The sequence below is a fragment of the Neisseria perflava genome (genome assembly GCF_002863305.2).
Classification (GTDB): Bacteria; Pseudomonadota; Gammaproteobacteria; order Burkholderiales; family Neisseriaceae; genus Neisseria; species Neisseria perflava_A.
In genome coordinates this window covers 1121144-1133628 of sequence record NZ_CP136962.1, presented here as the reverse complement: position 1 = coordinate 1133628, position 12485 = coordinate 1121144, and the positions used below count along the sequence as shown (strand labels likewise).

The following is a 12485-nucleotide window of genomic DNA, read 5'->3' as shown; positions in this document are numbered from 1 at the left end:
CACACTTTCAGACGGCCTTTCGCAAATTTAAGGCCGTCTGAAACATTATTTATGGCAAGAGATAACCGCATTCAAATGTTTCCGCACGAATGGCGTGCCAGTACCACACTCTCCGGCGTTTACGCACTGCGTATGCTGGGGATGTTTTTGGTACTGCCTGTTTTGGCAATGTATGCCGCTTCGTTGCCCGGTGCGGAAGATAATAAAGCATTGGTCGGTATGGCAATGGGCATTTACGGGCTGACACAGGCCTTGTTGCAGCTGCCATTGGGCATCGCTTCCGACAAGTTCGGCCGTAAAAAAGTGATTTATATCGGCTTGATTGTGTTTGCCGCCGGTAGTTTCCTGGCCGCAGTTGCCGACAGCCTGCAAATGCTGGTTGCCGCGCGTGCCATTCAAGGCGCGGGTGCCGTCAGCGCGGCGGTAACGGCTTTGCTGGCGGATTTGACCCGTAGCGAAGTACGGACGCGTGCGATGGCGATGATCGGCCTGAGCATAGGCTTGACCTTCTCTGTCAGCCTGGTGCTTGCTCCGATGATTGCCAGCTTTATCGGCGTATCCGGCCTGTTTGCGCTGACCGGTATCCTGACGGTAATCAGTATCGGCGTGGTTGCGTGGATGACGCCTGATCCTGAAGTGTCAAAACTGCACGAAGACACACAGGCGCAGCCTTCGCGTATGGGCGAAGTATTGAAAAACCGCCAGCTGCTCAATCTCGACTTCGGTATTTTTGCCTTGCATGCGGCGCAAATGGCATTATTTACCGCATTGCCGTTTGCCATGACGCAGTTGGGTTTGGAAAAAATCCATCACTGGCAAGTCTATCTGCCGTCAACCATTACCGGCCTGATTATTATGGTGCCACTGATTATCGTCGGCGAAACGCGCAACAAGCTCAAGCAAGTGTTTATCCTCGGTATCGTCTGCATTGCCGCGGCACAAATCGGCTTGCTGTTTGGCATGCACTCAATATGGTTGATTACCGCTTATTTGATTGTTTATTTTATTGGTTTCAATGTATTGGAAGCCAGCCTGCCGTCTATGGTATCGAAAATCGCCCCGTCCGATTTGAAAGGAACGGCGATGGGCGTGTATAACACATTACAGTCGGTCGGCTTGTTTGTCGGTGGCGCGACCGGTGGCTTATTGTTCCAAAAATATGGGTTTTCAGGCGTTTTTACCTTTTGTAGCGTATTGATGTTGCTGTGGCTGGTATTGGCACTCATCTTACCGGCACCGAAACCCGTCAAAAACCTCAGCTATCCGCTTAACGCCGAATGGCAACAAAATCCGGATTTGCTCTACCAAAAACTGACCGAAATTGAAGGCGTCGAAAGCATCAGCTTCAGCGCAGACAAACAAACCATTTATATCAAGGCCTTGCAAAAAGGATTCGACCAAGAGGCCGCCGAAAAAATCATCACAGGAGTGTAAAATGTCATTAAATAAAGTCATCCTTATCGGCCGTCTCGGCCGCGACCCGGAAGTCCGCTATATGCCCAACGGCGAGGCCGTCTGTAACTTCAGCGTTGCCACCAGCGAAACGTGGAATGACCGTAACGGCCAACGCGTAGAACGTACCGAATGGCACAACATCACCATGTACCGCAAACTCGCCGAAATCGCCGGTCAATACCTGCGTAAAGGCAGCCAAGTGTATCTGGAAGGCCGTATCCAAAGCCGTAAATACCAAGGCAAAGACGGCATCGAGCGCACCGCTTACGACATCATCGCCAACGAAATGAAAATGCTTGGCGGCCGCAACGACAACAGCGGCGGCGCACCATATGATGACGGCTACAACCAAGGCGGCCATTCAAGCCAAGGCAGTTACCAACAAGCGCCACAGCAGCAATACCAATCTGCTCCGGCTCAAGAACTCCCAGCAGCCCCAGCCCGTCGTCCCGCTCCGGCACAACCGACCGCTCCGGTTGATGATATCGACGATGATATTCCATTCTAATTATTGAGTAATATAGAAGGCCGTCTGAAAAATATATTTTCAGACGGCCTTTTATTTGAATATGTCTACGTTTTTAAGATTTTTCGGCTTTATCTCCGATTTTACTTTCTTTGCCTTGAATCAGGTTTTGAATATTGCTTTTATGGCGGTACAACACCAATGCGGCAATGAATACGGTTGCCCATGCCCAAGAGGCGTGTGGCATCATGAAGAAGGCGAAGATGGGTGCGCAGACGGTGGCGACCAGTGCGGCAAGGGAAGATACTTTGAAACCGAACGCCATGACCAGCCAAACCAAGGCGCAGAGTAGGGCGGTTGCGGGAGAGAGGGCGAGCAAAACGCCCAATGCGGTGGCTACGCCTTTCCCACCTTTAAAATTGAAAAATATTGGCCACATATGGCCGACCAATGCGGCGATGGCGACCAGGGCTATCGTTGCATCAGACAAATTTAAAGCATCTTGAAGACAGCGTGCCAAGATGACGGCAACCAAGCCTTTTACTGCATCGCCGAGCAGGGTCAGTGCGGCCGCTTTTTTCTTACCGCTGCGCAAGACGTTGGTGGCACCGGGGTTGCCGGAGCCGTAAGTGCGCGGATCGTCCATGCCGTAATATTTTGATACGATGACGGCAAAAGACAGGGAGCCGATAAGATAGGCGGCAATAATGGCAAGTACATTGAACATTTTGGGTGCTTTACTTAAAATGGGAACGGTTATTCTATCAAAAAAACGGACAGGCAAATGGATAAAATCTTTTTGTACGGCATGAAAGCCGATACTTTAATCGGCGTATATGATTGGGAACGTGAGCGTAAACAGACTTTGATTTTGGATTTGGAAATCAGTGTTCCCGAGCGTACCGGCACGAGCGACGATATCGGCGACACCATTCATTATGGCGAAGTATGCGAAGTCGTACGCCGCAGCCTTGCCGAACAGGATTTTTTACTGCTGGAAACTTTGGCGGAACATATCGCCCAATTGATTTTAAATGATTTTGGTGCAGTCAAAGTGCGCGTACGTATTGTGAAACCAGGTATCTTGCCCGATGTGGCGCAGGTCGGTATTGAGATTGAACGCACTCGGGAATAAACCATAAATATATAAATTTTTAGTTTTAAATAAAAAAGAAAACGTCATGATTGAACAAATATTGGGAAGTATGTCAGGTATATTTTGGATTTTTCTGATCATTATTCCTTTGCTTTTATTAAAAGCACTGTTGAGAAATCCTAAAATAAAGGGAAGCATGGGGGAAATAGCTGTTCGTTCTGTAATTGGAAAAAATTTAGATGAGAAAACTTATTTTGAGTTTCACGATTTAATTATTCCATCTCGAGATGGTACGACACAAATTGATCATATTTATGTCTCAATTTTTGGGATATTTGTGATAGAAACTAAAAATTACACAGGCTGGATTTTTGGTAGTGAAAAACAATCTAAATGGACGCAAATCATCTATAAACAGAAACATTATTTCCAAAATCCGTTGCGTCAGAATTATGCTCATATCAAAGCATTGTCAGAACTATTGCAATTTCCTGAGGAGAAGTTTCATTCAATGGTAGTTTTCTTAGGTGATTGTGAGTTGAAATCGAAAATGCCACCAAATGTTTGCTGTATTAGGCAGGCGGCGGCTTATATTAAGAATTTTCAGACGGCCTTATTGCTTCCTCATGAGGTAGAGGCAATAGTTGCTGTATTGTCTTCAAGTGACTACCAAGCAAATAGTGAAAAGCTGCGAACACATACGGAGCGTTTGCAACAACGACATCAGCGGTAACTATTAGAAAAGGCATCCTCTGAGTTTATTTCTGTAAAATTTCAGACGGCCTTTAATATTTAATAATTTGGAAATGAGGTAAAAATGGATTTGAAAGAAACTAAATTAAGCAGTGAGCCAATCTACGAAGGTTCTTTTGTTACCATCAGCCGCGATCGGGTTCGCCTGCCCAACGGCAACGAAAGCCAACGGGTTGTGATCCGTCATCCGGGTGCTGCGTGTGTATTGGCGGAAACGGAAGACGGCAAAGTTGTTTTGGTGCGCCAATGGCGTTATGCCGCCGATCAGGCGACGTTGGAATTGCCGGCGGGTAAATTGGATGTGGCGGACGAAGATCCTGCCGAATGCGCTTTGCGTGAGTTGGCGGAAGAAACGCCATATGTCGCCGATAGCGTCAAACTGTTGTACTCCTTTTATACTGCAGTCGGTTTTTGTGATGAAAAAATGTATCTCTACCAAGCGCAAGGCGTGCGTTTGGGCAGTGAATTGAGCAACGATGAGGATGAAATTACAGAAACCGTCCTGATGAGCAAGGAAGAGGTCCGCAATGCATTGGCAAACGATGAAATCAAAGATGGTAAGACTTTGATTGGTTTGCAGTATTGGTTGACTCAGAATTGATGCATTGATTTAAGAATCTTTTGGATATTTAATCGGTTAAACGACCTATCTGTAAAAATGAATATACGGTAGGTCGTTTTTTAATGATAATTAAATCTCTTTTGATAATTTGGTTGATTATGGTGTCGAATCGATTTATCTTCTTGGAATGAAAAAATTTCTATCTGAAAGGGGAAATGATGTTTGAGATTATTGCAGGGGACTTGCCTGAAGAAACAGTTTATGTTGAATATCCGCAACCACATTTTGTTTATCCAGAAGGTGAATTAAAACATCCTTTTTTATCAGGATTACTTGGATTAAAAGATAAGCGAAAAAAGGTAGAGATTCCGTTCAATAATATTACAGAGTATGAAATAGCAACTGAAGAATCTGTAAAACGTATGGGCGGTGCGATTGGTTGGGGTGCAGCGGGAGCACTGCTATTTGGTAGTGTGGGTTTGCTTGCAGGAGTGATGGCTGGTGGAAATACAAAAGAGATTATTGTAGTAGGTCGTCTAACTGATGGGCGCAAGTTTGTGGCAAAAACTGATTCTAAAACACATGCTAAAATCTTAGGAGGTTTAGCTTAAATTATAAGTTAATAAGGTTTCATACAAACAGGGCCGTCTGAAAAAGCTTTCAGACGGCCCTGTTTTATTTTGTAGCCGGATTTTAGCCTAATAAAGCCGGTGCGAACCGTGTAATCGTATCGCGTAAAACAATGAGTTTGCCGTGGAAGAAGTGGGACGAGCCGGCAATGGTCACAACAGGCAGGCCTTGTGGTTCTGCCCATGTCAGGGCTTTGTTGACTTCGACGACTTCGTCTTCCGCGCCATGAATCATCAATGTTTTGGCGACATCAGGAACGTTGGATGGTTCCGGGCGGTCGGTGTAGTGATGGACGGCGGCACCCATCAGCAACAGTAAATCAGGCGTGCGCGCTTGTGCGGCAAAGGTGGAAACGTAGCCGCCGAATGAGAAACCGGCCAGGGCGAATTGCGGTGCGTCTGGATGTTGCGCGCGGGCGTAGTCGATAACGGCAATGCAGTCTTGCGTTTCTCCGCGGCCGTAGTCGTGTTCGCCTTCGCTATTGCCTACGCCGCGCAAATTGGGCAGGTAGCAATGAAAACCGAGTTGGCTGAGGGCTTTGGCGGCGGTTTGGATGACTTTGTTGGTGTTGGTGCCGCCTTGCAGGGGGTTGGGGTGGTTGATGACGGCAACGCCGCGGGCGGATTCTTGTGTGCTTGGCAGGTAGATGGTTTCCAGCAAACCGGCCGGGCCGGGGATTTGAATGATGTCGGGTTTGAGCATGAGTGTGTCCTTGTTTGTTTTCAGACGGCCTGAAGCGGTTTACAGATAAAAATTCTTGCCGTTGTTTTGATTGTTGGCTTTCAAATCGGCAAGCATTCGTTTGAAGTCCAAGCCGTATTTTTCGCTTAATTTTTCGGCGCGTTTTTTTAGGTTGTCGAGATTTTGTTCTTTAGGGCTGCTTTGGAATGCCATGACCGCTACGTTGCCGTGGCTCTCGGCAGGCAGCTCGAGCACGTGGCCGTCAAAGACGTTGAGCAGGCGTTCGACAAAGCGTTGATAACGCTGATCGCCGCTCCACCAGTTGGTAACAAATACGCCGTCTGGAGAGAGTGCATTGCGGCAGTCTTGGAAGAAGGGTTCTTCCACCAAAGCATCGATAATCTGTTCGCCGTCAAAACCATCTACTAAAATCACGTCGGTATTGTGGCGGAACACTTTAATATATTCCGCACCATCCGCCTCGATAATTTCGAAATTTTCGCCTTCGTGCGGCAATTCAAACAGGCTGCGCGCCACGGCGATGACTTGAGGATTGATGTCCACGGCGGTTTGCTTGGTGTGGGGCAGATAGCTGTCTATCCAACGGGAAAACGAGCCGCCGCCCAAGCCGATTTGGGTGATGTGTTTGGGCGGGGTTTCTGTAAACAGCAGCCAACCCATCATGGCGCGGCTGTACGACAACACCAGCTCGGACGGATGATCGACATTCATGGAGCTTTGAATGGTGTCGCTGCCCAAGTGCAGGGAACGGATATTGCCTTCTTCGGAAATGCCGACTTCGGGCAGATGGGATTTGGCTGGGCGCAGGCGGTGGTAAGGATGGCGGGGTGGCATGGGTGCAGGCAAAAGATATTGAAGGCGTTATTTTAACAGAAACAATGATGTTTTGCGCTGGGGTGGTTTTCAGACGGCCTTTGAGTGTGTTGGATGGAAAGATAAGGTATGTATTTAATTTTCTTTAAAATCATTGGTTTTTATAATTTCGTGAGTAACTTTGTTTTAAAATGCTTGCCAAAATGGGAACTTATCGGCATAATGCCGACTTCCTTGCCGGTATAGCTCAGTTGGTAGAGCACCTGACTTGTAATCAGGGGGTCCCGAGTTCGACTCTTGGTGCCGGCACCAGTTAAAGACTGATGGTGCCGCAAGGCATTTCAGTAAGCCGGTATAGCTCAGTTGGTAGAGCACCTGACTTGTAATCAGGGGGTCCCGAGTTCGACTCTTGGTGCCGGCACCAATTAAAAGCCCGATTGTGAAAGCAGTCGGGCTTTTTGCTTATGCTTTGATATTTTAAAAGCAGACCTTATAATACCGCGTTTCCATTACAACAAAGGGCTGCCCGTCGGGCGGAACACACAAAACACATGATTACCGTAAACACTTTGCAAAAAATGAAAGCAGAGGGCGAAAAAATCGCCATGCTGACCGCTTATGAATCCAGCTTTGCCGCGCTGATGGATAATGCCGGCGTGGATGTATTGCTGGTAGGCGATTCTTTAGGTATGGCGGTGCAAGGTCGTCAGTCCACTTTGCCGGTGAGCTTGCAGGATATGTGCTACCACACTGAATGTGTGGCTCGAGGTGCTAAAAATGCCATGATTGTCAGCGACTTGCCGTTTGGCGCGTATCAGCAGAGCAAAGAGCAGGCATTTGCGGCAGCGGCAGAGTTGATGGCGGCCGGCGCACATATGGTCAAGCTCGAAGGCGGTGTCTGGATGGCGGAGACCACTGAATTTTTGCAAATGCGCGGTATCCCTGTTTGCGCCCACATCGGCCTGACTCCGCAATCCGTGTTTGCATTTGGCGGCTATAAAGTTCAAGGCCGCGGCGACAAGGCAGAAGCGTTGCTCAACGATGCTAAAGCGCATGATGCGGCAGGTGCGGCAATTGTATTGATGGAATGCGTTCCTGCAGAGTTGGCGAAAAAAGTGACCGAGACAGTTTCTTGCCCAACCATCGGTATTGGCGCAGGCGTGGATTGCGACGGTCAGGTTTTGGTGATGCACGATATGCTCGGTATTTTTCCCGGTAAAACCGCCAAATTCGTGAAAAACTTTATGCAGGGCAAAGACAGCGTTCAAGCTGCGGTCAAAGCCTATGTGGACGAAGTCAAAGCAAAAACGTTCCCATCTGTCGAACATACGTTTGCCGGATAAAATAAAAACCAGGCCGTCTGAAACTTATTTCAGACGGCCTTTTTGATGAATAAAAGCGTATAATCGGCGCGTGATTTCCGTTGATGAAACGGCGGAAAAGATAAAGGATTTTTCAAACCATGCAAATCATTCATACGATTAAAGAATTGCGCGAGTGGCGCAAAACTGCCGGAAAAGTGGCATTTGTGCCGACCATGGGCAATCTGCACGAAGGCCATCTTGCGCTGGTGCGCGAAGCAAAAAAACGTGCCGATAATGTTGTGGTCAGTATTTTTGTTAACCGCCTGCAATTCGGACAGGGCGAAGATTTCGACAAATATCCGCGCACTTTGCAGCAAGATGCCGACAAATTGGTGGGCGAAGGCGTTGCCGTCGTGTTCGCGCCTGATGAAAAAGAGCTGTATCCGAATGTGGAACAGCGTTTCAATGTCGAGCCTCCACACCTGCAAAACGAATTGTGCGGCAAATTCCGCCCGGGCCATTTCCGCGGCGTTGCAACCGTTGTGACCAAGTTGTTCAACATCGTTCAACCCGATACCGCCTGTTTCGGTAAAAAAGACTATCAGCAGCTGGCGATTATCAAAGGCTTTGTCGAAGACTTGAATTTCAATATCGAAATCGTTCCCGTCGACACCGGCCGCGCTTCAGACGGCCTGGCACTGTCCAGCCGCAACCAATATTTGAGCGAAGCAGAACGCGCAGAAGCGCCCCGCCTCTATCAAGAGTTGCAAAACATTGCTGCCGCCTTGAAAAACGGCAATCTGGATTACGCCCAGCTTGAAGCCGAATGTATCCGTCGTTTGACCGATGCCGGCTGGGTGGTTGATTACGTTGAAATCCGCCATGCACACAACTTGGCAGTGGCTCATGTTGGCGATAAAGAATTGGTGGTGCTTGCCGCCGCCCGTTTGGGTACCACGCGCCTGATTGATAATTTGGAAGTGGTTTTGGCTTAAAACCAAGCTGCTGTTAAAGGCCGTCTGAAACCTGTTTTTCAGACGGCCTGTTTCAAAGGGGTTAAATCATGAAACAAAAAGCTTTAATCTTGCTTTTTCTGCTGGCTGGGGCCGCTCATGCCAATGACAGTATGGGTACGGTCAGCACAAGCGGCATCAAATATCTGAAAAATCCGCATATCGATATGCAGAGCGAAGATTTGCACATCAGCGAAAAGCAAATCCGCGTACATTACAAGTTTAAAAATACTACAGCGCAAGACATTACCGAGACGGTTCTTTTTCCTTTGCCCATCGTTCCTGCTTTCACCGATTCCGACTTTGCCGACACCAAAGGCTTGGTTAACAGCTTCCGCATTTACGCCGACGGCAAACCTGTCCGCCCGCAAGCCCACGTCCGCGCCTATTTTGAACGTAGTAACGGAACGTTGGTGGATGTAACCGCCGACTTGAAAAAATGCGGTTTGAGCGATCAGGAACTGATGCACCCTTGGACGAAAAAGCAAGACGGTGAAAAAATCGGCAGCAAAATCGGAGCCTGCCGCTCCGCCAAAGTCCAATCCATGCTGCCCAAACAGACGGATGAACTGCCCGATTGGTCGGCGCAGATTGTTTACAGCTGGAAGCAAACCTTCAAAGCCGGCAGCGTCACCGAAATCAAACACCAATACACCCCGCTGGTTGGCGGCAGCTTCCTGCCTTCGCTCAAAGCCAAAGACAGCAAAGCATTCATAGATGAGTACTGTATGGATGAAAACTTCCTTAAAAACTTTAAGACTGTGGAAGAAGGTTCAAAGCTTTATCACTATTTGGGTTATGTCTTGACTACAGGTGCTAACTGGGCAAAACCGATAGGAAAATTCACGTTGACCATAGATCGCGAGCCCAATACTGTGATTTCACTCTGCTGGGACAAATCCTTGCGCAAAGTAGGGCCGAACCGTTTCCAAGCAGTCAAAGAAAATTTCCTGCCGAAGAAAGACTTAGACATTATTTTCGTTTATAACTAATCTTATTTTGGCATACATAAAAGGCCGTCTGAAAGCTTATTTAGGTTTTCAGACGGCCTTTTGTTACAATAACGCTTTTGCGTTTCTAAGGCTTTTCCATGTCCAAACCCACCGTTTCCCCGATGATGCAGCAGTATCTCGCCATCAAATCGCAACACGCCGACAAGCTGGTGTTTTACCGTATGGGCGACTTTTACGAGTTGTTTTTGGATGACGCGGTGGAAGCGGCGAAGTTGTTGGACATTACCCTGACCACGCGCGGGCAGATGGACGGCGTGCCGATTAAGATGGCGGGCGTGCCGTTTCACGCGGCGGAGCAGTATCTGGCGCGGCTGGTGAAGATGGGCAAAAGCGTGGCGGTGTGCGAGCAGGTGGGCGAAGTTGGCACAGGCAAAGGGCCGGTGGAGCGCAAAGTCGTGCGTATTGTGACGCCCGGCACGCTGACCGACGCGGCGTTTTTGGAAGATAAGGAAACCAACCGCATCGCGGCGGTGAACGCGGATAAAAAACACGTCGCCATCGCGTGGGCATCTTTGCAAAGCGGCGAATTCAAAACCAAGCTGACGACGGCGGACAAACTAGCCGACGAGCTGGCACGTTTGCAGGCGGCGGAAATCCTGTTGCCCGAAGGCAAAAGCCTGCCTGACGGTTTTCAGGTAGCCTCCGCCAACATTACGCGCCTGAACTCATGGCAGTTTGCCGCTGACGCCGGCGCGAAATTGTTGACCGAATACTTCGGCTGCCAAGACCTGCACGGCTTCGGTTTGGACGGCAAAGAACACGAAGCTGCCGTCGGCGCGGCGGGCGCGTTGTTGAACTACATCCGCCTGACGCAAAACCTGATGCCACAACACCTCGACGGCATTTCGCTCGAAACCGATAGCCAATATATCGGCATGGACGCCGCCACACGCCGCAATCTCGAAATCACGCAAACCCTCTCCGGCAAAAAATCGCCGACCCTGTTTTCCATACTCGACGGCTGCGCCACCCACATGGGCAGCCGCCTCTTAGCACTTTGGCTGCACCACCCCTTACGTAGCCGCGCCCACATCCGCGCCCGCCAAGAAGCCGTTGCCGCGTTGGGTTCGCAATACGAAACTTTGCAAGGCCGTCTGAAAAACATTGCGGACATCGAACGCATCGCCGCCCGCATCGCCGTCGGCAACGCCCGTCCGCGCGACCTCGCTGCCCTGCGCGACAGCCTGTTTGCCCTGTCCGAAATCGAATTGTCCTCCGAGGGCAGCAGTCTCTTAGAAACCCTCAAAGCCGTTTTCCCCGAAACCCTGCCCGTCGCCGAAATCCTCAAAGCCGCCGTGATGCCCGAACCCGCCGTCTGGCTCAAAGACGGCGGCGTCATCAACCAAGGCTATTCGGCAGAACTCGACGAGTTGCGCCACATCCAAAACCACGGCGACGAATTCCTGCTCGACCTCGAAGCGCGCGAACGCGAACGCACCGGCCTCTCCACCCTCAAAGTCGAGTTCAACCGCGTCCACGGCTTCTACATCGAGCTATCCAAAGTTCAAGCCGAACAAGCCCCCGCCGACTACCAACGCCGCCAGACTCTGAAAAACGCCGAACGCTTCATCACTCCTGAACTCAAAACCTTCGAAGACAAAGTCCTGACCGCGCAAGAGCAGGCATTGGCACTGGAAAAACGCCTGTTTGAAGCCCTGCTGAAAGAAGTTCAGACGGCCTTGTCGCAGCTTCAAAAAGCAGCCAAAGCCGCGGCCGCCCTTGACGTACTTTCTACGTTTGCCGCGATTGCGGCCGAACGCGGCTTCGTTTGTCCTGAGTTCGCAGACTACCCCGTCATCCATATCGAAAACGGCCGCCATCCTGTCGTCGAGCAACAAGTGCGCCACTTCACCGCCAACCACACCCGCCTCGACCACAAACACCGCCTCATGCTCCTGACCGGCCCCAACATGGGCGGTAAATCCACCTACATGCGCCAAGTCGCCCACATCGTCCTCATGGCGCACACCGGCAGCTTCGTGCCTGCCGATGCCGCCCAAATCGGCCCCATCGATCAAATCTTCACCCGCATCGGTGCCTCCGACGACCTCGCCTCCAACCGCTCCACCTTCATGGTAGAAATGAGCGAAACCGCCTACATCCTTCACCACGCCACCGACCAATCCCTCGTCCTCATGGACGAAGTCGGACGCGGCACCTCCACCTTCGACGGCCTCGCCCTCGCACACGCCATCGCCGAACACCTGCTGCAAAAAAACAAATCCTTCAGCCTCTTCGCCACCCACTATTTCGAGCTGACCAAACTGCCCGAAGCCCACGCAACAGCAGTCAACATGCACCTCTCCGCACTCGAACAAGGACAAGATATCGTCTTCCTCCACCACATCGAACCCGGTCCCGCCAGCAAAAGCTACGGTATCGCCGTCGCCAAACTCGCAGGCCTGCCCAACCGCGCTTTGAAAGCGGCTCAAAAGCATTTAAACGATTTGGAAAACCAAGCCGCCGCCAACCGTCCGCAGTTGGATATTTTCAGCGCCATGCCGTCTGAAAATAGGGAAGATGAGGAAGGGAAAGCACAAGAAATTGAACCTGTCGATAATTTGCAGACCAATGAATTGGCTGAAGCTTTGGCGCAAATTCAGCCCGACAACCTCACGCCGCGTGAAGCTTTGGATGCCTTGTACCGTTTGAAAGAAATCTGCAACAAGGTGTCGTAA

Annotated in this window: 13 protein-coding genes and 2 tRNA genes; 12 read left to right on the top strand and 3 right to left on the bottom strand. The window is 50.0% G+C overall.

Going from position 1 to position 12485, the window contains the following annotated elements; translation table 11 throughout:
• Positions 1 to 51: 51 nt before the first annotated feature.
• Both CYJ98_RS05175 and CYJ98_RS05170 read left to right on the top strand, forming a co-directional pair.
• Positions 52 to 1434 (top strand): MFS transporter, encoded by a 1383-nt coding sequence (locus CYJ98_RS05175; RefSeq protein WP_070823553.1) that lies wholly within the window; start codon positions 52 to 54, stop codon positions 1432 to 1434.
• A gap of 1 nt (position 1435) precedes the next feature.
• The gene (locus tag CYJ98_RS05170) at positions 1436 to 1963 is read left to right on the top strand and encodes a single-stranded DNA-binding protein (protein WP_101755602.1); all 528 of its coding nucleotides are present in this window, start codon (positions 1436 to 1438) and stop codon (positions 1961 to 1963) included.
• A gap of 73 nt (positions 1964 to 2036) precedes the next feature.
• On the opposite strand, the gene plsY is transcribed toward CYJ98_RS05170, so the two are convergent.
• Complete coding sequence (plsY, locus tag CYJ98_RS05165; RefSeq protein WP_101755601.1) at positions 2037 to 2648, bottom strand: glycerol-3-phosphate 1-O-acyltransferase PlsY; 612 nt, start codon at positions 2646 to 2648, stop codon at positions 2037 to 2039.
• Between the two features lie 57 nt (positions 2649 to 2705).
• On the opposite strand from plsY, the gene folB reads away from it, so the two are divergent.
• From folB to CYJ98_RS05145, 4 genes are all read left to right on the top strand, one after another.
• Complete coding sequence (gene folB, locus CYJ98_RS05160) at positions 2706 to 3056, top strand: dihydroneopterin aldolase (RefSeq protein ID WP_101755600.1); 351 nt, start codon at positions 2706 to 2708, stop codon at positions 3054 to 3056.
• 46 nt (positions 3057 to 3102) lie between these two features.
• A complete protein-coding gene (locus tag CYJ98_RS05155) occupies positions 3103 to 3750 on the top strand; it encodes a nuclease-related domain-containing protein (protein WP_101755599.1) in 648 nt (215 codons plus the stop codon).
• 84 nt (positions 3751 to 3834) lie between these two features.
• Positions 3835 to 4371, top strand: coding sequence for an NUDIX hydrolase (locus CYJ98_RS05150; protein WP_070646807.1), 537 nt, complete (start codon positions 3835 to 3837; stop codon positions 4369 to 4371).
• A gap of 179 nt (positions 4372 to 4550) precedes the next feature.
• Positions 4551 to 4943 (top strand): hypothetical protein, encoded by a 393-nt coding sequence (locus CYJ98_RS05145; protein WP_101755598.1) that lies wholly within the window; start codon positions 4551 to 4553, stop codon positions 4941 to 4943.
• 82 nt (positions 4944 to 5025) lie between these two features.
• Here the strand turns inward: CYJ98_RS05145 and CYJ98_RS05140 are convergent, their stop codons facing one another.
• Both CYJ98_RS05140 and CYJ98_RS05135 read right to left on the bottom strand, forming a co-directional pair.
• Complete coding sequence (locus tag CYJ98_RS05140) at positions 5026 to 5664, bottom strand: alpha/beta hydrolase (protein WP_101755597.1); 639 nt, start codon at positions 5662 to 5664, stop codon at positions 5026 to 5028.
• Positions 5665 to 5703: 39 nt separating this feature from the next.
• Complete coding sequence (locus tag CYJ98_RS05135) at positions 5704 to 6498, bottom strand: polyamine aminopropyltransferase (RefSeq protein WP_101755596.1); 795 nt, start codon at positions 6496 to 6498, stop codon at positions 5704 to 5706.
• 215 nt (positions 6499 to 6713) lie between these two features.
• Here CYJ98_RS05135 and CYJ98_RS05130 point away from each other — a divergent pair.
• The 6 genes from CYJ98_RS05130 to mutS all read left to right on the top strand — a co-directional run bounded on the left by CYJ98_RS05130 (position 6714) and on the right by mutS (position 12485).
• Positions 6714 to 6789, top strand: a tRNA-Thr gene (locus CYJ98_RS05130).
• A gap of 36 nt (positions 6790 to 6825) precedes the next feature.
• Positions 6826 to 6901, top strand: a tRNA-Thr gene (locus tag CYJ98_RS05125).
• A gap of 127 nt (positions 6902 to 7028) precedes the next feature.
• Positions 7029 to 7820 carry a 3-methyl-2-oxobutanoate hydroxymethyltransferase gene (panB, locus tag CYJ98_RS05120; RefSeq protein WP_049329718.1) on the top strand — a complete coding sequence of 264 codons (792 nt, stop codon included), beginning with the start codon at positions 7029 to 7031 and terminating at the stop codon, positions 7818 to 7820.
• Between the two features lie 119 nt (positions 7821 to 7939).
• Entirely contained in the window at positions 7940 to 8776 is an 837-nt protein-coding gene (panC, locus tag CYJ98_RS05115; protein ID WP_101755595.1) for a pantoate--beta-alanine ligase, read from the top strand.
• Between the two features lie 68 nt (positions 8777 to 8844).
• Positions 8845 to 9786, top strand: a complete 942-nt coding sequence (locus CYJ98_RS05110) for a DUF4424 family protein (RefSeq protein ID WP_101755594.1) — start codon at positions 8845 to 8847, stop codon at positions 9784 to 9786.
• Positions 9787 to 9884: 98 nt separating this feature from the next.
• Positions 9885 to 12485: a DNA mismatch repair protein MutS gene (mutS, locus tag CYJ98_RS05105; protein ID WP_101755593.1), complete on the top strand. Its 2601-nt coding sequence runs from the start codon at positions 9885 to 9887 to the stop codon at positions 12483 to 12485.